Raw genomic sequence first — 20,620 nt, 5'->3', positions numbered from 1 at the left:
TAGGGAAACAGAAGTATCCTATGAAATGCTTAATACTTCTCAATATTTAAAAATTTTTTGTATCCCATTTAATTCTGAACAAGATTGCATATCTAATGAAGAAACAATTAAAAATTATTTTAAAAAATCTGATTTTCATGACAGATGGTTATATAGAGTAAAAAATGTTGCTGTTATAATTGAAAGATATGAAGAAGCATATAGTTCCCATAAGGGTGAGGTTATTGCTCTTGAATTTGATGCTGCCACAGTAAAAATTAAGGATAAGAATAAATTTGTTAGTAAGTTTTAATTGTTTAATAATGTAACTAATGTTTGTTTTACTTTGAGGAATCATCCTCAAAGATTTTTATTTTTATTATGAAGTATATTAATTATGCTGAATGTTAGATATTAGTTAGTCTATGTGATTATTTTTGGTGTTGCAATTCCTTTTGCAACTCTATTGCAGTCCGATTGCTACTTCTGAAATTTTCACTATGAAAATCTGAATTGGGGTTGCAATTAGTTTGAAACAAATGTTTTTTCATGAAATAGGATAAACATTAATCTTTTTTCCACCAAATCAAAATCCAGTCAGCCTTATCTTTTTTGTTGTATAACTTTCCGGTTTCGGAATCTTTGGTGAGAATATTTCCTAAGTATTCTTTTAATTTATCCTTTTCTTTATCATTCAACAGATCAAGGCGGAACTTACCGTTGTCCATAGCCTCTTCAATATTGTCATATTCCCTGTATGCCTTAATGTCCAGTCTTTCTACATTTGCATATATTCCCATGTTGAATAATATGTTGAAAAGGTAATTGTGTCCTGGGAAGTGCTTGTTTTCACGGCCGATGTATTCATTGAAGTCCCCTTCTATTTTCCAGTTTTCAGGACCGAATAATGTAATGAAAACATACTTATTGGCTATTTTATCAATGGTTTTTAATGTTTCTTTTATTGGAATGATTCCGTTAAGTGACCTTGATGCCAAAACGACGTCATGAGGACCTACCTCTTCATAAGTAATTTCCTCAAGTGGCTTTAAAATAGTTTTAACATTATTAATTCCTTTTTCTTCAGCCCTTTCATTTAACAGTTCAAGCATTTTAGGTGAGGAGTCAACCCCAGTAACGCTTCTCACTTTTTCAGCTAAAGGAAGTGTGATTGAACCTTCACCACATCCCAGATCAAGAACGCTGTCGTTTTCATCCAAAATCAGTTTTGAAAACAACAAGTCATGGTAATCGTCTTTTTTAGCTCTTTTGTGAAATGAAACCGCAGCTTTGTCCCAATCTTTTCCACGGTCTTCTTTTTGCGTTAACTGTTCAGCCCAGAATTCATCCCATTTCACTTCATCAGGGTTTTCAATGCATTGCTTCATGATTACACCTCTGTTTTTCCATCAAGTACATTTTGATAATCTTCATAGTTTTCCTTAAGCAGACGTGGAATTTCCAGCTCATATGGGCAGTTGTCCACGCACGCATAGCATTCCATACAGTCAAGGGTCTTGTCCATCATTTCCTGATATTCTTCAGTCAGGTAAGGCTCTGCCGGAAATCTTCTAATCCAAAGGGACATTCTGGCGCATAAACTAATATTAATGCCTTCGGGGCAGGGCATGCAGTATCCGCAGCCTCTGCAAAAGTCTTCGCCTAACTGTTTTTTATCATTTTCAATTGCTGATATTAGTTCATCATCCAAAACAGTCTTTTCGTCATATGACAGGAATTCATCAAGCTCTTCCATTTTCTGAATTCCCCATATCGGAAGCACATTGTCGAACTGGTTAATGTATGCGTATGACGCTTTGGAATTTGTAATAAGTCCTCCACCCATTGCTTTCATTGCAATAAAGCCAACATCAAGTTTTCTGCATTTATTCACCAAATCAATTTCTTCTTGGCCGCTTAAATAGGAAAATGGGTATTGTAGTGTTTCATATAATCCTGAATCTATCGCTTCATGTGCTATTGTTATTTTATGTGTTGTAATTCCAATATGATTAATTAATCCTTCTTCTTTTGCTTCAAGCATTGCTTTATATAGGTTGTCTTCGCTTTTTGGACAGAATGATATATTGTGGAACTGATACAAATCCAGATAGTCAGTCTTCATGCTTTTGAGGGATTGGTCAAGCTGTTTCCAGAACTCTTCAACCTCTTCGGCGGCGCCTTTGCTTGCAAGATAGATGTTTTGCCTCACATCTTCGAAAGCTTTGCCTAATTTGGCTTCGCTGTCCGTATAGAAATGGGCAGTGTCATAGAAATCTATTCCATTTTCATATGCATGGTGCAGGATTTCAACTGAATCGTCCATATTTCTTCTTTGGATAGGCAAAGCGCCAAATCCATTTTTATTAACTTCCAAATTTGTTTTTCCAAGTCTCATTTTAATAACCAATCATTTTTAATATTACATATAGTATAAGAATGATAATTAATATTATAATTGATGTTCTGGCTGAGAAAAATCTTGTCTTTTTGAATTCCTTGTCTTCAACTTCTCCGGTTTTCATTATTCTTTCCTTTTCAAAGGAACATTTCTGATAAATTGCTTCCAAATCTTTAGGAAGTCTTCCATGTTCATTCAACAGATTAATGGTTTTGTTGAGATATTTTATTGCTTCACCGTCATTGCCTAATTTCACGCAACAGAATGCCGCTTTGTAATTGAAGTTTGTAAGCAATTCCAAATCATCAACCTGCTTTTCATAATCAATACAGTTGTTATAGAATTTCAATGCATCCTTATATTCATGAAGTTCGTATAATGCATCTCCTTTGGCATTAAATGCAATGATTGTGTCTTCATTTAGGAGGGACTTGTCCAAATATTCAAGAGCTTCATTATTTTTCCCATTCTTTTGAAGCATCTGGCCTTTATATAAATCTGACTTTGTATCTCCGCCGAACTGACTTTCGTATTTGTCCAGATTCTTTAATGCTTCATCATATCTTTTTGCCTGAATGAGAAGTTCAATTTTTCCCATAATGACTTCTTTTTTTGATATTCTTGGCTTTTCAATGGGGGAATATGATTTATATTTTTCCTCTGCCTTGTCCATATATTCTAAAGCTTCATCAATCTTATTTTTATTAAATCTGGACAATGCCTTATCACAGATTACATTAATGGAACGTGGTTGTTTTTTAAGGTATTCGTCAAAGTATTTTTCTCCATAATCTCCATCGCCATGGGTTTCATCGTAATACTGGTAATATAATCCTTTTTCTTCTAAAGCAAGCAAATAGTCTTTTTCAATTAATAAATCCATGATTGTTAAATAGGAGTCTACATCATCTTTCCCGTGTCTTTTTTTAGCAAGCTTGAATGCCTCTTCATAGTTTTCATCTTCAATATATAGCTTTGCTGTTTCTATAGCATCACTCATTTTATCAACCTATATTAATTTATCAAACTCCATTTTTTCATAACTACTCTTAATTAAATTTGTTTTTTCAACTTAAAAACATTAAGTATTTTTATATCTTAATTTAAATATTAATAATAGTTAAAGAGTTTTGTAATTACTCTAATTACTTATTTTTATTAAAATTTAGAATGTGATGATTAAATGAATGATTTAGAAGAAATTGTATATAAGCATGCTTTATTGAATGCTGCCAAACATAAGGGAAGTGCAAATCCGGGTGCTGTAATGGGTTCTATCATGGCAAATGAACCTGAACTCAGAAGCAGAGCAAAAGAAATAGGACCTCTTGCAGGAAAAATCGTAGCACAGGTAAACGCTTTGTCTGCAGAAGAGCAAGCCAGTGAAATGGAAAAGTATGATGTTGAAGTTCAGGAAAAAAAGAAAGTGAAAGAAGTTGGACTTCAGGAGCTTCCTGGAACTCATGAAAACATCGTTTTACGTTTTGCTCCAAATCCTAGCGGACCGCTTCATATCGGACATTCAAGAGCAGCTGTTCCTAATGCCGAGTACGTAAAAAGACACAACGGTAAATTGATTTTAAGAATTGAGGACACAGATCCGAAAAGGGTATATGAAGATGCATATGAAATGATTCCTCAGGATTTGGAATGGCTGGGAATCAATCCGGATGAAATCATTTACCAATCCGACAGATTTGATATTTATTACGATTATGCACGTCAGCTGATTGAAAAGGGTGCGGCATACATGTGTACATGTGACGGTGCAACGTTCAAGGAATTGAAGGATAATTGCCAGGCCTGTCCTTGCAGAGACAATTCAGTTGAAGAAAACTTGGAATTATGGGATAAATTCGATACCATGGACGCCGGACAAGCAGTATTAAGGGTAAAAACTGATATCAACCATAAAAATCCGGCTATTCGTGACTGGGTTGCAATGAGACTGGTTGATGAAACCCATCCTAGATTAGGCAATAAATACAGAATATATCCTATGATGAATTTCTCTGTTGCAGTGGATGACCATCTGATGGGAATGACTCATGTATTGAGAGGAAAAGACCATTTGGCCAACAGTGAAAAACAGAAATACCTCTATGACCATATGGGATGGGACTTGCCTGAATTCATACATTACGGCAGATTGAAAATGGAAGATATCGCATTAAGCACTTCCAAAGCCCTTGCAGGTATTGAAGACGGAACCTACAGCGGATGGGATGACCCAAGGCTTGGAACATTAAGGGCAATAGCAAGACGAGGTATTGATCCAAGAACAATCTATAATTTAATCACTGAAATAGGTGTTAAAATGGCGGATTCAGCTATCAGCTGGAAAAAAATCTACGGTTTAAACCGCAATTTCCTAGAACCTATAGCTAACCGTTATTTCTTCGTCGAAGACCCTCAGGTCATTGAAGTCAAAAATTATGAAGATGGAGACATTGTCATTGAAAGGCCACTTCACGCTGACCATTTGGATAGGGGTAACAGATTGCTTCCATTCAACGGCACTGCATATCTGGCAAAATCAGATATAACTGATGGAGTATTCAGATTGATGGATGCAGTCAATGTTGATATTAAAGATGGCGATGTAACTTATAATTCAGCATCCTTTGAAGAGGCAAGGGATTTGAAAGCCAGAATCATTCAATGGGTTCCTGTTGATGACAATGTCAAAGTCACTATTGTCATGGATGATGCATCTCTTAAAACAGGTCTTGGAGAATCTGCATTGTCTGATTTGAAAGTCGGTGATATTGTTCAGTTTGAAAGGGTTGGATTTGCACGTTTGGATGAGATTAAAGACGATGAATTGATATTTTACTATGCACATAAATAGGTGATTTCATGACTTTATTTGCAAACGGGTATGTGAATTTGCAAATGCCCAAGGATTTTGATCCGATTCCAAATAAGGGAGATTTTGCTGAGCTGTCTTTAGTCAATCCGTCTATTCCTATGACAATTAAATTTTCAATATCTCCTACATTGGCAGGTCTTCCGGACATAAAAAATGAAATGGAAAAACAATTGGAGTCAAATCATAATATCAGTGTTGAAACTGCTGATTTCATTGCAATAAACGATGATATTTATTATATGGTAATATCATCAATCAGAACTGATGACAGTGAAATACGCAGAAATGAATTCATGTTTGTCAAGGATGACAATCTATACACTTTCGAATTCGTTTATCCTTATGCTGATGCTGAACTGGATGACTTCTATTTAAATATAATAAGATCACTTGACATAAAAAAAGCAAAATATGTGTTATGTGATGGTGGTTACAAAATTAATGAAAATTAAAAAAAGATATATTTTTTAATATATCTTTTTGATATCGCCAGGTTTAATGGTGATATCCTGTCTTCTGTATTTTACCTTAATATCATCGCCGTTAATGGAGTATACTTTACTGGAATAGGTTTCTCCATCATGGTTATAGATGATTTCATCACCTTTGCGAAGAACTTCCTCATTATTGTTGATCATTACTTTAAGACTGGACTTTTCAGGTATTGCTTTTGGTTTAGGAATCAACTCTTCAGTAGTGTCTACCGTTTGTGCTGAATTATTTTTAGCAGTTTCAAATACTCTGCGTGTATTTTCCTGTCTTAACTGTTCTTCAGGGGTTGGTTCAACATAATCAACATGTGTTTCGTTTATAATAGGTTCCCAGTCATCATAATCATCGTATGTTTCATATGCATCTTCAGTATAAGAACCGACATTTCTAATAAACTCTTCGTTAACTTCATTATCCTCTTCAGGTTCTGATATTAATCTTTCACGAATGTCTTTTACAATTCCTGAGTTTTTAATGCTGTTAGTGAATTTGGCTAAATCTTTTCTGTAATCAAGATCGCTCAATTCTCCGTTTTCATCTTCAAACAGATTGGATGAATCGATTGAAGCACCGAATTCGTAGTCTTCATCAGCACCGGATAAAATACTAATGCTATCTTCTTCAACTTTGGTTGGTGATTTTAAAGTTGGTGATTTGATTTCATCTTCTTCTGAAATGGCATCACTAATATTTTCAACTTTTTCTTCTTCAGGTGCACTTTCTTTTATTTCTTCGACTTTTTCTTCTTTAACATCCAATGTTTCTTGAATGGTTGTTTCTTCTTTTTCGCTTTCTTTTTTGATTACAGCATCAGTAATGGATTTGCTTTCTGATATTTCAGGGACTTCCTCTTTTTCAGGTTCATTAGTTGCTGAATCAATAGCTTCTGCAATATCTTTTTGTGATGCAACAGACTGTGGAGTTAGGTCTTCACTTTTTGTAGATTTAATTGCTTCTGCAATTTCATGCATTTTTTCAATGCTGCTTCTAATGTCTGTAATATCCTCTTCACTTTCTTTTGATTCCTTATTCTTTTTAATACTTTCTTTTATGTCGGAATTATCTTCAATTTCTTTGGTTATTGTTTTGGATTCTTTTTCTCTTTCATTGTCTTTTCTTTTGGATTCTTTGATTAATTCATCAATAGTAAATAAATCTTTCAATTCATGTTTATTTTCAGTTGTTTTCTTGAAACTGACGTCCTGATTTTTATCATCTTTATTCGGGTTCATAATATCTCTCTGGGTTTCGGTTATTGGTTCTTGGAATTTTTGAACATTATCATCATAATTAATAAGAACTTGATTTTGGGAAGAATAACTAATATTTCTATTAATGTTGTTCTCAGCTGCTTTTGGAACTATATATGGATTAAATTCTTTTTCTGGTTTTGTTCCTTCTTTTCTAAGGGTAATTTCGGGTTCATCATTAGAAAAAGGGTTTGTAATTTGATTAGTGTGTTCAGTTATTATGTCTTTGGCAGTATTTTCTTTTTCAGAAACCATCTCCTGCAATGGATTTTTTGTTGTTATTTCTGAAAAATCAGTCTCTTCGTCATCTTTATCGTTATAATATAATTTTACAATAATGATTCCTATTATTCCAACTATCGCAATGCATGCCCACACCAATATCAATGTTTCGTTCATTTAATCCACTTCTTATTTTTCATTTTTTTAATGTTACAGTATTATATATTTATTTAAATTCTTTATTATAAAGTTTTATATTATTTTTTAATATTGTTTTAAAACATCTTGTTTCATTTTAAACTTCTTTTAAAGTTTAAATTAAATAAATTGTGAGGTTATATGATTTATTTTTAATTTTAGAGTAATCTTATTGGGTTTTTAATTAACTTTTTTTAATTATTTTTTTTCTTATAACTCTAATGATTTCACTATATTTTCATTCAAAACTTAATTTCATTTGTCAAATAGTTAAATTGAAAATAATCGTTTATTTTTTATCAAAATATATTTTTAACAAATCATTTTATATATTTTGAAAATGATAGTATTAATATAATGAAATTTTAATTATTGAGAAGGTTGAATCATGGTTGTTAAAATTAATGAGAATTATCTTAAATTGAAAAGTAGCTATCTTTTTGTTGAAGTAGCACGTAGAGAAGCAGAATTTGTTAATGCAAATCCTGATGCAGATGTTATCAAAATGGGAATAGGTGATGTAACAAAACCTTTAGTTCCTGCCGTTATTGATGCATTTAAAAATGCTGTGGATGAAATGGCTGATGCGGATACATTCATGGGATACGGTCCGGAACAGGGTTACGGCTTTTTAGCTGAAGCCATAATTGAAAATGACTACAAACCTTACGGAATTGATTTGGATGTTGGTGAAGTATTCATCAGTGACGGCGCTAAATGTGATACCGGAAACATCCAGGAAATTTTCGGTTTGGATAATAAGATTGCAGTAACAGATCCTGTTTATACTGTTTATGTTGACACTAATGTTATGGCTGGAAGAACCGGTGAAATGGGTGATGATGGTATGTACGAAGGACTGACTTACCTTAAATGCAATTCTGAAAATGGATTTGTACCTGAATTACCGTCTGAACCAGTAGATATAATTTATTTATGTTATCCTAACAATCCAACAGGTACTACATTAACAAAAGACCAATTGAAAGTATTTGTTGATTATGCAAAAGAAAACAAGGCAATCATATTATTTGATTCTGCTTATGAAGCATTCATTCATGAAGATAATGTCCCTCATTCAATATATGAAATTGATGGGGCACGTGAAGTAGCTATTGAGTTCAGAAGCTTTTCAAAAACTGCAGGATTTACCGGAACCCGCTGTGCATATACTGTTGTTCCTAAAGAGTTAATTGCATATGACAGTGAAAATAATGCTGTTGAAGTAAATCCGTTATGGAACAGAAGACAGACTACCAAATTCAATGGTGTTTCTTATCCTGTTCAAAAAGCTGCTGAAGCTACTTATTCCGAAGAAGGAAAAGCTCAAATTAAGGAAGTGCTTGATTACTATATGGAAAATGCAAAGGTTATTAGGGAAAGCTTGACCGGCATTGGCCTTGAGGTTTATGGAGGAATCAGTTCACCATACATTTGGGTAAAAACTCCTAATGATATGGATTCCTGGGAATTCTTTGATATTTTGTTAAATGAGGCTAATGTAATTGGAACTCCAGGTTCAGGATTCGGACCAAGTGGTGAAGGATATTTAAGACTTACTGCATTTAATACATTAGAAAATACTAAAGAAGCAATGGATAGAATTTCAAAATTAGAATTTTAGGTGTTTACTTTGAAAACTGTTGAAGAACCAATTGTTATTCGTGAAGGTGATTCATTTAAATTAGTGCTGTCCAAATATGGTGCGATTGCATTGGATAAGCAGGAAAATTTATATGAATATATAGGGGATGTCGAAGGAGATTTGGATTTGGATAATGGTATCTTAAGTTTTGGAGATATTCAGTTTCCTGTTCAGGTTTTAGGCTTTTTCAATGATGATTTAAAACAATGGTCATGGGCATGGGACAGTGAAGATATTTTTGGTGCTGATTTGATTAAAGTGGCTGCTGAAATGAAGCAGGCAGGTATTGATGCAGGTATTCCTGAGTTTTCAAGTCCGATTATTCAGGCAGATTTCAATGCATGTCATACTTTATCTATGGCTACTGTAGGTATATTGGATTTAGGTGCTTATTATGCTATTAATGAAGATGGATTGGATATATTTGTAGCTATTGATTCCGATGAGATTCCTGAAAATAACAGTGTTGTAAAATTCAAAGATACGTTTTACACTTTCCAAAAGAACTTTAAAGTATATTCAAGAATAGCTTTTGACGCTTATACAAGACTTAAAGGATATAAAATCAAACATCATGATGACTTTGATGTAGCTTACCTTGGGGAAAGCCGTATCATTGTTGGCTTTACTCAAAGAGGCAATGTAAGAACAATTCAAATGCTGCTTGAAGAAGAGTGATTATTATGAACCCGGATTTAGTTGATGAAATAGAATATCTGATAGAATTGTTAACTAAATCAGGGTTTTTTTCAGCCGATGAAATACTGGAAATACTGGAAGATCAATTCATCGAGTATGATTTGGATTTTTCCGGATTCAATATTTCTTTAAATAATTTTAACAACAAAAACTTTTCAAATCTAGAAGAAACCTTTAATCTGCTGGCTGAAAAATCCATTATTGGTGTTCATAATTGTGGATATGACTTTGAGGAAGGAGTGAATGACATATATGAATTGTATGTCCATTTGATTAACAATAACTATTCCGCTCAGGGCTTTTGCTTTTACACGTTTGAAGATGTGGAAAATGCAATCGAAAACAATATCCTAAAAATAACCTTTGGAGATTTTCAAAGAGATGAAAATAAATCTTTAGAGATTGGAAAAACTGTTTATAATACGTTACTTGATGCAAATTTTGATTTAAACTGGAATGAGTCTGTCAATTCTCCAATTGAAATTATTAATTTTAATTGGGATAAAAAATTTGATGAAAGCAAGGAATATGAAATTGAAGGTGCTTATAATCTATTTACTGGTGATATGAATGAAGAGTGAATCTTTAAAATTGATTGAGGATGTCATAACTAATTTTGCTAAATTAACTTCTATTGATATTTCTGAGGATTCTATTTACTTGGAATTCATTGATGTTGAACTCGGATCTCCTAAAGATGAGGATTTTTCTTTATCAATGAGATTTGCGAATAATTCTTTTATTTCAATTTTTTATGATAATATATGGGATATCGAGTTTCTTTCCAAGTTCAATTATAAAATGCATTTTCTTCAGGAAGATTTAATCATGGATGTTCGCAAAATCAAATTTTTGGATTTTGAATATCTCAATACCTTTTTTTACAATTATTCAAAGAGCAAAAATTTTTCACTGGATAAAGATTTTGATGTCCACAATATTCGTTGCGATTTCTTTTGTTTAATTGAGCTTAACAATATCGCTATTGTTGTCGGCGGAAATGAAATGAATTTCTTCACTCCAAATGAAAGAATTGACGAGGATATTTTGAAGGAATTGTCCAATCAGTGGATGATGTACTATTTAACGTATCACCAAAAAAGAAATATCATAAAAGACCCTATGTGTGAAAATCATCCTTTCAACAGATAGATGTCTTTTTTATTTTTTTATTATTTTTGCATTGCTTTTAATTTAATGAAAGTGATGGTTAATATTTTCATGTTTTTTTAATGGATCTTATTAAATAATTAGTTCCAAAATGCATTTACGATGAAGTTGTACACGTCCCTCACACCGGAGAAGAATCCGTTGTACTGAGTATTGTGGATATTTGACATGTCATCTTCAATACGGTCATCAACTTCTTTGATAAATGTCTGGTTATCATAGTCGTGGGTTGTAAAGTAGTGTACCTGAATGGCATAATTAGTATCCTCTTTAGGGAAAACGTAATTAACGCCTATATGGCTCCAAGTAACATTGTTGTCTCTTGAAGGGTTTGTGAAGTATTCCTTGGATACCGGAACACCGCTTAAAGTACTGTTTTCTCTTTTTAATACTTCATAGCCTCCGTCTTCCATTGATGCAAATTTCGCATCCGAAATTCCCGTTATATGATCTTCGGGCCAATCGTCCCAATGGTCTATGTAAACGTATTCGTTTGTAATTGCATGAGGAGTTTTGGAATGATTTGTTAAATTTAATTCTTCAGTTGTATTCCAAGCTTGTGGAACAACAGCTTCACTGTGCCCGAAATCAATAGTTCTGTCAGTATGAACACTTAAAAAACTGTTGATACCGTTAATGTTCGCTGCAAAAAATATGATTATGATGGCTAGGATAACACTGCGTATCATATCTTCTCTTCTCATTTTTTTCCTCCTTTATGTTCTGTTTTAGCCCATTTACGTTCTCTTCTAGTCATCATACTATACATTGTCATAAAGAATAATGGGATTAAATGGAAACAGTAAACGTAATATTTAACAATATCTTTAATGAATTCAAGTATTCCTGGACTGTCTCTTGACAATGCAAGCATAATTCCTGGGAAAAATGAAATCATTGACAATATACCTACGATAAACGGAGCTTCCATCCTTATAATTGTTACATTGTGGAATAAGAACCAGGATATTGCATTAGCTAATGTGATTAAAAATCCGAAGAATATGAGTAGGTTGAAACTGTAGAATGAAATATGTTCGATAATCCCTAGTTTTTTAGCGAATGAAATTTTTGACCTTAATATTTTTGGAAGATAAACGAAAAATGTTTCAAAGTTACCTATTGCCCATCTAACTCTTTGTCTGAGGAACGGTTTCCATTCTGTTACTGCTTCTTGATAAATGGCTATTTCACCGCAATATCGTATTTTTCCACCTTCAAGCATTATTTTAACGGCAAGGTTCAAATCTTCGGTTACAGCAAATCCGTCCCATTTGCCTGAATCAATGATGGATTGCTTTTTAACGAATTGCCCATTTCCCCCTAAAAATCCGGTTCTGCCTAAATTGTCCTTTGCTCTTAGGGTATTTCCGAAACTTGCAAATTCGACATGCTGCATACGGGCTAAATAGTTTTCATCCTTATTGTACATTTTAACTCTTGACTGGACACCGTCTATTTCTGGATCTGCAACATATGCCACAATTTTTTCAATAAAATCAGGACATATTTTGGTATCAGCATCAAAAACTCCGATAATTTCTCCGTTTGACAGTGTCAATGCGTCATTTAAAACGAATCCTTTTCCTTTTCCGGATACCGGAGGTTTTCTTGTAACGATTTTCAATTGAGGAATGTCATTTTTTAAATTGGACAATATTTCGCCGGTGCTGTCTGTTGAACCGTCATTAATGACAATAACTTCATATTGCGGTTCGTCGTCAACATGATATTGTGATTCGCAGATACTTCTGACGGTCATTTCAATTGTTGCTTCTTCGTTATGCGCTGGAATGAAAATGCTGACAAATGGCTTTTCATAATCATATGATACTTCATCAGGTTTTTTAATACTGGCAATTGCATTGATAAGCATTGCTAAAGTTGGTATGAGCAATACCCATTGTAGCCAGGTTGCATTTCTTGATAAAATAGCTATTATAATTAGCGCAAAACATAAGACCATAAGAAAACTTGAGTCAGATTTTTCAACCAATAGTTCATTGTTCTTTTCAGAAATTCTGCTTTTTGCTTCAGCAACTTGTTGCATGTTCAGTTCATGTTTTCTAATAGCTACAGCCATCGCACGCTGCAATTCTTCCTTATCAATGTCTTTAATCAAATAACCGTATGGAGTAATAACAAGTATTTCGTCAATGACTTCATCAAAACGCATTCCAACAATGACTATATTTGGAATATTGTACTTTTCCAAATCTTTGGTTAATTTAATCAAATCAATGTTTTCGATTTCAGAATCCAATAAAACAAGATTTGGGGAAAATTTTATAATTTTGCTTTTAATGCTCTCTTTGGTGTCTGCTGAGCCAACAAAATTATAATCATAATCCTCAATGTATTCTCTTAACTGATTAATTAGTTCATTGTCTGAACTTATAACGAAAATGTCTGGATGAGATTGGGTTATTGAAGTAACTTCGCTTTTATTTTTCGAGTTCATTTTATCAAGTTACTTATTCGCTAAACCCTTGAGCATCGTTAATTTTTTCTGCTTCTAATTGTGCTCTTTTGATTGTAATTTTTAAGGTTTTGTCTAATTTGCTAATGTCATATGGTTTTGAAATGAATCCGTATGATCCCTTAACATTAGACTTTTCAAAAGTGTCTGTATCTGTGTTTGCAGTCAAATAAACGATAGGTATTCTCAATTCAGAAATAACTTCTGCTGCTTCGATTCCTTCCATATCTCCTTTTAATTTGATGTCCATTAAAACAACATCAGGAATTGTTTCTGCAGCTGTGTCAATTGCATCTTGTCCTGTATCTACAGTGTCTATTACCTGATAGCCTAATTCTTCTAAACTATATTTTAAATCAAGTGCAGTAATTGCTTCGTCTTCAACAATCAAAATTCTTTCATCCATTTTATCTCCCTTCCATTAGAACATTAAAACTTATGTACTTTATTATATTTAATTTTGTGTGTTCACTGGGATATTGTATGTTCCATCGTTAATGGGAACAACAATCTGAATCCAGTACCGTTCTCAACATCAATATGACTTATGCTTCCGTCTAACTGTTTGGTCAAGTTCTTAATAATCTCACAGCCAAGACTTTGTTTCATATCTTTTTTAGTTTTATTTATACCAACTCCATTATCTTTTATAATTAATTCTCCAGTATTTGCATCGATTTTTCTGAATACTTTGCTGATTTTTTTATTTTTCATTTCAGGGTCAGGGAACGCATGTTTTATTGAGTTCATTGTAAGCTCATCAACGACCAGAAGTAAAGGCGTTATGATTTCAATGGATAGATTAATGTCGTCTTTCACTTCTGATGTGAACTCAATTCCGTCCCTCAATCCGATCAGGTTTCTAAGCTTTGCATCCTGGTCTTCTATGTAATCCTGCAGGTTAATGTTTTTAAAGTCAGTCGTATTATATGTTTTTTCATGCAGCAAAGCAAGAGAAGACAGCCTTGATTGCATATGGTCAATGATTATGTTAGGCTGGTTTTTATATGCCCTTTTCTCCAGGTTAAGGAAACTGTTCAATATCTGAAGATTGTTTTTCACCCTGTGGTGAACTTCTTTAATCAATACTATTTGATGTTCGTTTGCTTCTTGCAATGCATCTTGTTTTTTCCTCTCTTCAGTAATATCGGTTAAAAATCCGATACTGTGTTCTTCTGTTCCAAATTCAAATACTTCAATATAAATTTCACATACTTTCTGATTGTTTGAATCTCCTTTTACATTATATGTGAATGTTTCATCGAGTTCATGGATTTCTCTATTGAATAATTTTCTGAATGCATCAACAGTATCTTGTTCAACAATATTTTCAACAATTACTCTTTCATTGGAGTAAGTTTCTTTATCTTCCTCCACAATATTGTAGAAACCTTTACTGTATTCATAATTTTTCTGGTCTAGAGGGTCTATGAGTAGTGCTAGCTTTTTGGAGTTTTTAAATCCGTTTAATAAAAAGTCAATAGGCTTTGTCATTTCTTTGTTGGAACTTCTTGTTATATCTTTGATTAAACCGTATCTGCTTCTTAACGTTCCATCTTCATGGAATTTTGAATAAAGACTCAAATCTAAATATTTCAATACACCATCTTTTGTCCTAATTCTGATAACTGTTTCATATTTAGGAGTTTTTTCATCTAAGACTTTCATCATATTTTCAACAATAGGTTTGTCTTCAGGTATTACCAAATCGAAGATGATGTTATAAAACTCATCGTTTTCCTCTCTTGAACGCCTGATTATATTATAAATTCCCTGTGTCCATGAATATTTGTCATTGATTTTGTAGTAACTTCCTGTTTGAGATAAGTATTCAATAAAATCTGCCTTGTTTTCACCTTCTGTTCTGTTTTCTCCGGTGTATTTCAAATCAGAAATTAAAATTACCTTTCCCAAATCATTTATGACTTTTACATTGGAAAATCTGGCCAATTTATCATTTTTATAGTATTGAATACGCATTTTCTTTGTCTTTTTCGTTTTATAAACTTCATAAAATGTATCATGCAATATCTCATGAAAAGCCGGTGAAATCTGACTTATCAATCGTCCGGAAATATCTTTTGTGTGAATATTTGCCCTTTCAAGCGCACTCAGACCCATCATTTCTATCACGAAATCTTCACCGTCATTATATGGAGTGAAAATATTTATATCACATGGAAGATTCCTCAATGTCTTTTTAAATGGAATTTGCATGCCATCAGTGACCGGTTCAGCAGGCTGATACATCTCTTTTTCAGTAGTATCGTATATACTGACCTCTAATGTGTCCTCCAATTTCCTATATGCTTTTTCTATTCTCATCTCAATCAGCCCCATCCATATCTTCTAGTTCATCCTCAAAACTTGTCGGGAAAACTATTCTAAAAGCGGTTCCCACATCACTATCCAAAATTTCTATTTTACCGTCCAGCTGTCTAGTTAAACTGTTTACTATTTCCCATCCTAAATTATGATTTATCAGTGTTTCCGGACTTTCCAGACCAACACCATTATCTTTTAAAATAAATTCGCATGTATTTTCATCAACAAAATCGATTTTCTTGCTTATTGTCTTATTTTCCATTTCTGGGTCAGGAAATGCATGCTTTATCGCATTCATTGTCAGTTCATCCACAATTAATAATAGTGGAGTAATTATTTCAATTGACAGATGAATGTCCTCATTAATGTCTGATTCGAAATTAATGTTTTTGGCACTGAATAGTCCTTTCAATGTTTCATCCTGATCTTTGATATAGTCATTCAAGTTAATGTTCAGGAAATCTGTTGTATTGTATGTTTTCTCGTGCAGCAGCGCAAGTGAAGAAAGACGTGCCTGCATGTTGTCCAAAATAAGATTCGGATTATTTCCATAAGCACGGCGCTCCAGGTTAAGGAAACTGTTCAGTACCTGCAGGTTGTTTTTCACTCTGTGGTGAACTTCCTTAATCAGAATGTTTTTATTTGCATTGGATTCAATCAGTTCCTGCTGTTTCTTGCGCATGTCTGTAATATCAGTTAAAAATCCGATGCTGTGCTCATTATTACCGTAAGTGAATTTCTCAATAAATAATTCACATACTTTCTTGTGGTCAGGGTTTCCGTTGACTTCATATGTGAATATGCAGCTTATCTCATCAAGTTCGCCATTTATTAATTTGTAGAGTTCTTCTCTGATATTGTCCTCAACTATGTTTTCAATAATATCTTTGTTGTGAATGTACTTTTCATGAGGAATTTCAATCATGTCATAAAATCCTTCACTGAACTCATATCTTTTGCTTAAAGGCTCTACAAGTAGGGACAATCTTGAATTGTGATTAAAACCGTTCAGCATGAAGTCGACCGGACGGGTCATGTGCTTGTGTGAATCAAGGCTGACGTCTTTGAACAATCCGTAATGGCTTATGACGTCTCTGTTTTCGTCAAATTTGGAGTAAAGATAAGTGTCCAGATATTTGATGTGTCCGTCTCTAGTCTTAATTCTGATAATGTTTTCGTAAGTGTCTGTTTCGGGACTCATTGTTTCAAGCAACTCTTTTACTAAAGGCTTGTCTTCAGGTATTACCAAATCAAAAATAATATTATAATATGCATCGTTGGATTCGCGTGTTCTGTTAATTATGTTATATATTCCTGGAGTCCATGTGTATTCGTTCCGTGTTTTATAATAGCTTCCGGTTTGTGAGAAATATTCAATTAATGTGGATTTGTTTGCGTCATCCTCAATTTTTTTCTCTTCATCGCTTTTTTCAGCCTTATTTTTATCAACATAATCTGAAATAATGAAAAGTTTGCCGTCATCACAAAGGACATGCACATTAGTCAATGTCTGGATTTTATCACTGATATAGTAATAGACTCTCATAGCTTTTGGCTTTTTGGTTTCAAGAACTTCTTTAAATGGTTCCTTTAATATTTCATAGAAAAAAGGAGAACATTCACTTAATTTACGGCCTTCAACATCTTCCAGGTTAATATTTCCTCTCTCCAGAATATTCCAACCCATACGATTGATAATATAGTCTTCACCATCATCAATCGGCGAAAACATATTTACATCGGACTGCACATATTTTATGATATTGCTGAGAGGAATCTTTTCAGGTTCCTTTACCTTTGGAGCTTCTTCAAACAAATCAATCTTGTTGATATTGTATGCTCGAATCTCCTCAAGGTCTTCCAACTCTCTATATTGTCTTTCAATATGCATATTAATTACCTTGATTTTTTTTCATTATGTATGAATATATTATTATATTTAATATTTAAAATGTTGGAAAAGCTTTTTAATCATAAATAATATAATAGTAATGGTTGAAGATTTTTTTATTTTCAAATTATATTAATTTTTAAAAGGAGTTATTAAATGACTTGTAGTATTTTAGTAGGTGGAGCATGGGGTGATGAAGGTAAAGGAAAATGTATAACTTACCTTTGCAGCAACGATAAACCTTCCATTATTGCTCGTGCAGGAGTTGGTCCGAATGCAGGCCATTCTGTAGAGTTCAATGGTGAAAAATATGGTTTAAGGTTAACCCCATCAGGTTTCGTACATACAGATGCTAAACTCATGATTGGGGCTGGAGTTTTAGTAAATCCTGATGTACTGTATAAAGAATTTGAAGATTTATCTAAATACAATGTAAAAGAAAGAATGTCCATTGATTCCAGATGTGCAATCATTGATGAAAGTCATTTGGACAGGGATGTTAAATCTGAGCATTTGGCTAAAAAAATAGGAAGTACAGGTTCCGGTTGCGGACCGGCAAATTCCGACCGTGTAATGAGAACAATCAAACTCGCACGTGATATTCCAGAACTTGAAGATTATATTACAGACGTATCACTTGCATGTAATGAAGCTATTGATGATGGTGAAGGCGTTTTCATAGAGGGATCACAAGGTTTTGCTCTTTCACTTTATTATGGTACATATCCGTTCGTAACCAGTAAAGATACTACAGCATCCACCTTCGCTGCTGATGTCGGTGTCGGCCCAACTAAAGTGGATGAAGTCATTAATGTATTCAAAGCTTATATTTCACGTGTTGGCGAAGGACCGTTCCCAACAGAAATGACTCAGGAAGAAGCTGAAAGCAAAGGTTTGGAAGAATATGGTGTTGTAACAGGACGTCGTAGACGTATAGGATACTTTGATATGGAATTGGCTAAAGAATCCTGCAGAATAAATGGTGCAACCCAAATTGCTTTGACATGTGTTGACAGATTATATCCTGACTGTGCAAGGACACAGGATTATGGTGATTTGTCTGCCGAAACCAAAGCTTTCATTGATGAAATCGAAACTGAAACCGGTGTGCCGGTCACTATCATTTCAACAGGTCCTGATTTAAAGGACACTATTGACTTGAGAAAAGAATTATTATAGAGCTCATAAGAGCTTTTATAACTTTTTTTTTTAAAATTTTTCACATTTGATGTTTTTGCATTTGTTTTTGATTGTTGTTTTATACAACATTTAAATATTATTTAATAATATAATTATTCAATAAGTGATAATTATGATTGATATTAAATTAACTGATGATTGGGATAAGGTTTTTCCAAAAAGTGAAAAAGTATCTCACAAAAAAGTAACTTTCAAAAATAGGTATGGAATAACTTTAGTTGCTGATTTATACAAACCTAAGGACACAATGGATAAATTACCTGCTATTGCATGTTGTGGACCATTTGGTGCTGTTAAGGAACAGGTTTCCGGTCTTTATGCTCAAACTCTGGCTGAAAGGGGATTTTTAACGATAGCATTTGATCCATCTTTCACAGGTGAAAGTGGCGGTCAGCCAAGAGATATGGCCTCTCCAGATATTAATACTGAAGATTTTCAGGCAGCAGTGGACTATTTGATAACTTCCGATGAGGTTGATGGTGACAGAGTGGGCATCTGCGGAATCTGTGGATGGGGAGGAATGGCTATAAATGCAGCTAGTCTTGATACCCGTATTAAAGCAACAGTAACTTCCACAATGTATAATATGACTCGTGTAACTGCCAAAGGTTATTATGATGAAGCAGATAATGCTGATGCAAGATATGAAATGAAAGTAGCTTTAAATAATCAAAGAACTGAAGACTTTAAGAATGGCGAATATGCAAAAGCTGGAGGGGTTGTAAAAGAAGTGACTGAGGATATGCCTCAATTTGTAAAAGATTACCATGATTTCTACATCGAAGATTTGGGTTATCATCATAGGTCTCCGGGTTCAAACGATGGATGGAATGTTGTTGGTTGTATGTCCTTTATTTCTCAGCCAATTATAGCTTACTCTGATGAAATCAAATCACCAGTTCTGATGATTCATGGTGAAAATGCCCATTCCAGATATTTCTCTGAAGATGAATTTGAAAAATTAACTGGGGATAACAAAGAATTAATGATTATAAAGGGTGCAAATCACACCGATTTATATTATAAAACTGATGTTATTCCGTTTGAAAAAATAGCTAGATTTTATAATGAAAATTTATAATTGATGAAGTTTTTTCATCAATTCAATTATTTTTTTGCAATCACAACTAAAATATAATCGTTTTCTTTTTTGTAACTTTTAACATTGCTGAATCCTGCATTAAGCAGGTATTCTTCCAGTTGTGGTGCAGTATAAACGCTCATTCCTTCTACAGTTTTCAACCATTTTTCATCATCCGGGTGATTTCCATTAGTTCCCTGCGCAATCATGAATTGTCCGTTATCTTTAATGATTCTTGCAACTTCTTTAAATGTATTTTCAATATCTGGCCAAAAGTAAATCGTCTCAAATGCAGATACTAAATCGTATGTTTCATCATCAATGGGCATGTCGCTCACATCAGCCAGAATGACTTCACATCTTTTTTCTTCAACAGCTGTTTTGTTTCTTTTAATTGATTCTGCTACAGAAATTTCAGAATAATCCAGTCCGTTAACGTTATTTTCTGTTAATTTGAGAAATTTTTCTATATTGACTCCACCACCGCATCCGATATCGAGGATTTTGTCATTATTATTGACTTTCACACATTCAAATGCAAATTCGGAGATGTCCTTATGGTTTTCATTCATGTTCTCGATTGTCTGAATTCCTTCTTCGCCATGGGGTTTCATGCATTGGGTAATTTTTTCAGTGTCCATATTTCTATTATTTCTATTCTATTAATTAAAATTTTAAATATAACAATTGTTAATATATTTAAGTGAAGTGGTATT

Annotated in this window: 19 protein-coding genes; 9 read left to right on the top strand and 10 right to left on the bottom strand. The window is 33.4% G+C overall.

The genetic code is table 11. The features are described from left to right. Positions 1-292, top strand: a 292-nt coding sequence (locus ACKI2W_RS08695; RefSeq protein ID WP_407381237.1) for a hypothetical protein, incomplete at its 5' end; no start/stop codon positions are given. Between the two features lie 253 nt (positions 293-545). Here ACKI2W_RS08695 and ACKI2W_RS08690 read toward each other — a convergent pair. Genes ACKI2W_RS08690 through ACKI2W_RS08680 form a run of 3 tightly spaced genes read right to left on the bottom strand, consistent with a single transcriptional unit; the run spans position 546 to position 3,380 of the window. Further along, a complete protein-coding gene (locus ACKI2W_RS08690) occupies positions 546-1,367 on the bottom strand; it encodes a class I SAM-dependent methyltransferase (protein ID WP_407381235.1) in 822 nt (273 codons plus the stop codon). 2 nt (positions 1,368-1,369) lie between these two features. Then, on the bottom strand, positions 1,370-2,377 hold the full coding sequence (locus ACKI2W_RS08685) for an aldo/keto reductase (protein WP_407381233.1): 1,008 nt from the start codon (positions 2,375-2,377) through the stop codon (positions 1,370-1,372). A gap of 1 nt (position 2,378) precedes the next feature. Further along, complete coding sequence (locus ACKI2W_RS08680; protein WP_407381231.1) at positions 2,379-3,380, bottom strand: tetratricopeptide repeat protein; 1,002 nt, start codon at positions 3,378-3,380, stop codon at positions 2,379-2,381. Positions 3,381-3,563: 183 nt separating this feature from the next. Between ACKI2W_RS08680 and ACKI2W_RS08675 the strand changes: the two genes are divergently transcribed. Together ACKI2W_RS08675 and ACKI2W_RS08670 are read left to right on the top strand one after the other, a co-directional pair. Beyond that, complete coding sequence (locus tag ACKI2W_RS08675) at positions 3,564-5,231, top strand: glutamate--tRNA ligase (protein WP_407381229.1); 1,668 nt, start codon at positions 3,564-3,566, stop codon at positions 5,229-5,231. Between the two features lie 8 nt (positions 5,232-5,239). Next, on the top strand, positions 5,240-5,704 hold the full coding sequence (locus ACKI2W_RS08670) for a hypothetical protein (protein WP_407381227.1): 465 nt from the start codon (positions 5,240-5,242) through the stop codon (positions 5,702-5,704). 15 nt (positions 5,705-5,719) lie between these two features. Here ACKI2W_RS08670 and ACKI2W_RS08665 read toward each other — a convergent pair whose 3' ends face one another. After that, positions 5,720-7,393 carry an ATPase gene (locus tag ACKI2W_RS08665; RefSeq protein WP_407381225.1) on the bottom strand — a complete coding sequence of 558 codons (1,674 nt, stop codon included), beginning with the start codon at positions 7,391-7,393 and terminating at the stop codon, positions 5,720-5,722. A 409-nt stretch (positions 7,394-7,802) separates the two neighbouring features. Between ACKI2W_RS08665 and ACKI2W_RS08660 the strand changes: the two genes are divergently transcribed. From ACKI2W_RS08660 to ACKI2W_RS08645, 4 genes are read left to right on the top strand one after another with little or no spacing between them, the layout of a single operon-like run. Beyond that, a complete protein-coding gene (locus ACKI2W_RS08660; protein ID WP_407381223.1) occupies positions 7,803-9,038 on the top strand; it encodes an LL-diaminopimelate aminotransferase in 1,236 nt (411 codons plus the stop codon). Beyond that, entirely contained in the window at positions 9,039-9,737 is a 699-nt protein-coding gene (locus ACKI2W_RS08655; protein ID WP_407381221.1) for a DUF6882 domain-containing protein, read from the top strand. Between the two features lie 5 nt (positions 9,738-9,742). Further along, positions 9,743-10,339, top strand: a complete 597-nt coding sequence (locus tag ACKI2W_RS08650) for a DUF6891 domain-containing protein (protein ID WP_407381219.1) — start codon at positions 9,743-9,745, stop codon at positions 10,337-10,339. After that, the gene (locus tag ACKI2W_RS08645) at positions 10,329-10,910 is read left to right on the top strand and encodes a hypothetical protein (RefSeq protein WP_407381217.1); all 582 of its coding nucleotides are present in this window, start codon (positions 10,329-10,331) and stop codon (positions 10,908-10,910) included. Before ACKI2W_RS08650 ends, ACKI2W_RS08645 begins: the two co-directional genes overlap by 11 nt. Before the next feature lie 98 nt (positions 10,911-11,008). Here ACKI2W_RS08645 and ACKI2W_RS08640 read toward each other — a convergent pair whose 3' ends face one another. The 5 genes from ACKI2W_RS08640 to ACKI2W_RS08620 form a co-directional block, all read right to left on the bottom strand. Then, positions 11,009-11,632 (bottom strand): hypothetical protein, encoded by a 624-nt coding sequence (locus ACKI2W_RS08640; RefSeq protein WP_407381215.1) that lies wholly within the window; start codon positions 11,630-11,632, stop codon positions 11,009-11,011. Next, entirely contained in the window at positions 11,629-13,389 is a 1,761-nt protein-coding gene (locus ACKI2W_RS08635; RefSeq protein WP_407381214.1) for a glycosyltransferase, read from the bottom strand. Before ACKI2W_RS08635 ends, ACKI2W_RS08640 begins: the two co-directional genes overlap by 4 nt. 13 nt (positions 13,390-13,402) lie before the next feature. Continuing rightward, positions 13,403-13,813: a response regulator gene (locus ACKI2W_RS08630; protein WP_292797850.1), complete on the bottom strand. Its 411-nt coding sequence runs from the start codon at positions 13,811-13,813 to the stop codon at positions 13,403-13,405. Between the two features lie 62 nt (positions 13,814-13,875). Continuing rightward, positions 13,876-15,732 (bottom strand): histidine kinase dimerization/phosphoacceptor domain -containing protein, encoded by a 1,857-nt coding sequence (locus ACKI2W_RS08625; RefSeq protein ID WP_407381211.1) that lies wholly within the window; start codon positions 15,730-15,732, stop codon positions 13,876-13,878. A gap of 1 nt (position 15,733) precedes the next feature. Then, positions 15,734-17,623 carry a histidine kinase dimerization/phosphoacceptor domain -containing protein gene (locus ACKI2W_RS08620; protein ID WP_407381209.1) on the bottom strand — a complete coding sequence of 630 codons (1,890 nt, stop codon included), beginning with the start codon at positions 17,621-17,623 and terminating at the stop codon, positions 15,734-15,736. A 156-nt stretch (positions 17,624-17,779) separates the two neighbouring features. Between ACKI2W_RS08620 and ACKI2W_RS08615 the strand changes: the two genes are divergently transcribed. Together ACKI2W_RS08615 and ACKI2W_RS08610 are read left to right on the top strand one after the other, a co-directional pair. Then, positions 17,780-18,802 carry an adenylosuccinate synthetase gene (locus tag ACKI2W_RS08615; protein WP_407381207.1) on the top strand — a complete coding sequence of 341 codons (1,023 nt, stop codon included), beginning with the start codon at positions 17,780-17,782 and terminating at the stop codon, positions 18,800-18,802. Positions 18,803-18,935: 133 nt separating this feature from the next. Further along, complete coding sequence (locus ACKI2W_RS08610) at positions 18,936-19,904, top strand: alpha/beta hydrolase (protein WP_407381205.1); 969 nt, start codon at positions 18,936-18,938, stop codon at positions 19,902-19,904. Positions 19,905-19,930: 26 nt separating this feature from the next. Here ACKI2W_RS08610 and ACKI2W_RS08605 read toward each other — a convergent pair whose 3' ends face one another. Further along, positions 19,931-20,545, bottom strand: coding sequence for a class I SAM-dependent methyltransferase (locus tag ACKI2W_RS08605; RefSeq protein WP_407381203.1), 615 nt, complete (start codon positions 20,543-20,545; stop codon positions 19,931-19,933). Positions 20,546-20,620: the final 75 nt, after the last annotated feature.

It is taken from the genome of Methanobrevibacter sp., from assembly GCF_045603845.1.
Taxonomy (GTDB): Archaea; Methanobacteriota; Methanobacteria; order Methanobacteriales; family Methanobacteriaceae; genus Methanocatella.
The sequence above is the reverse complement of the archived record's forward strand: the minus strand, read 5'-3'. Positions and strand labels throughout refer to the sequence as shown.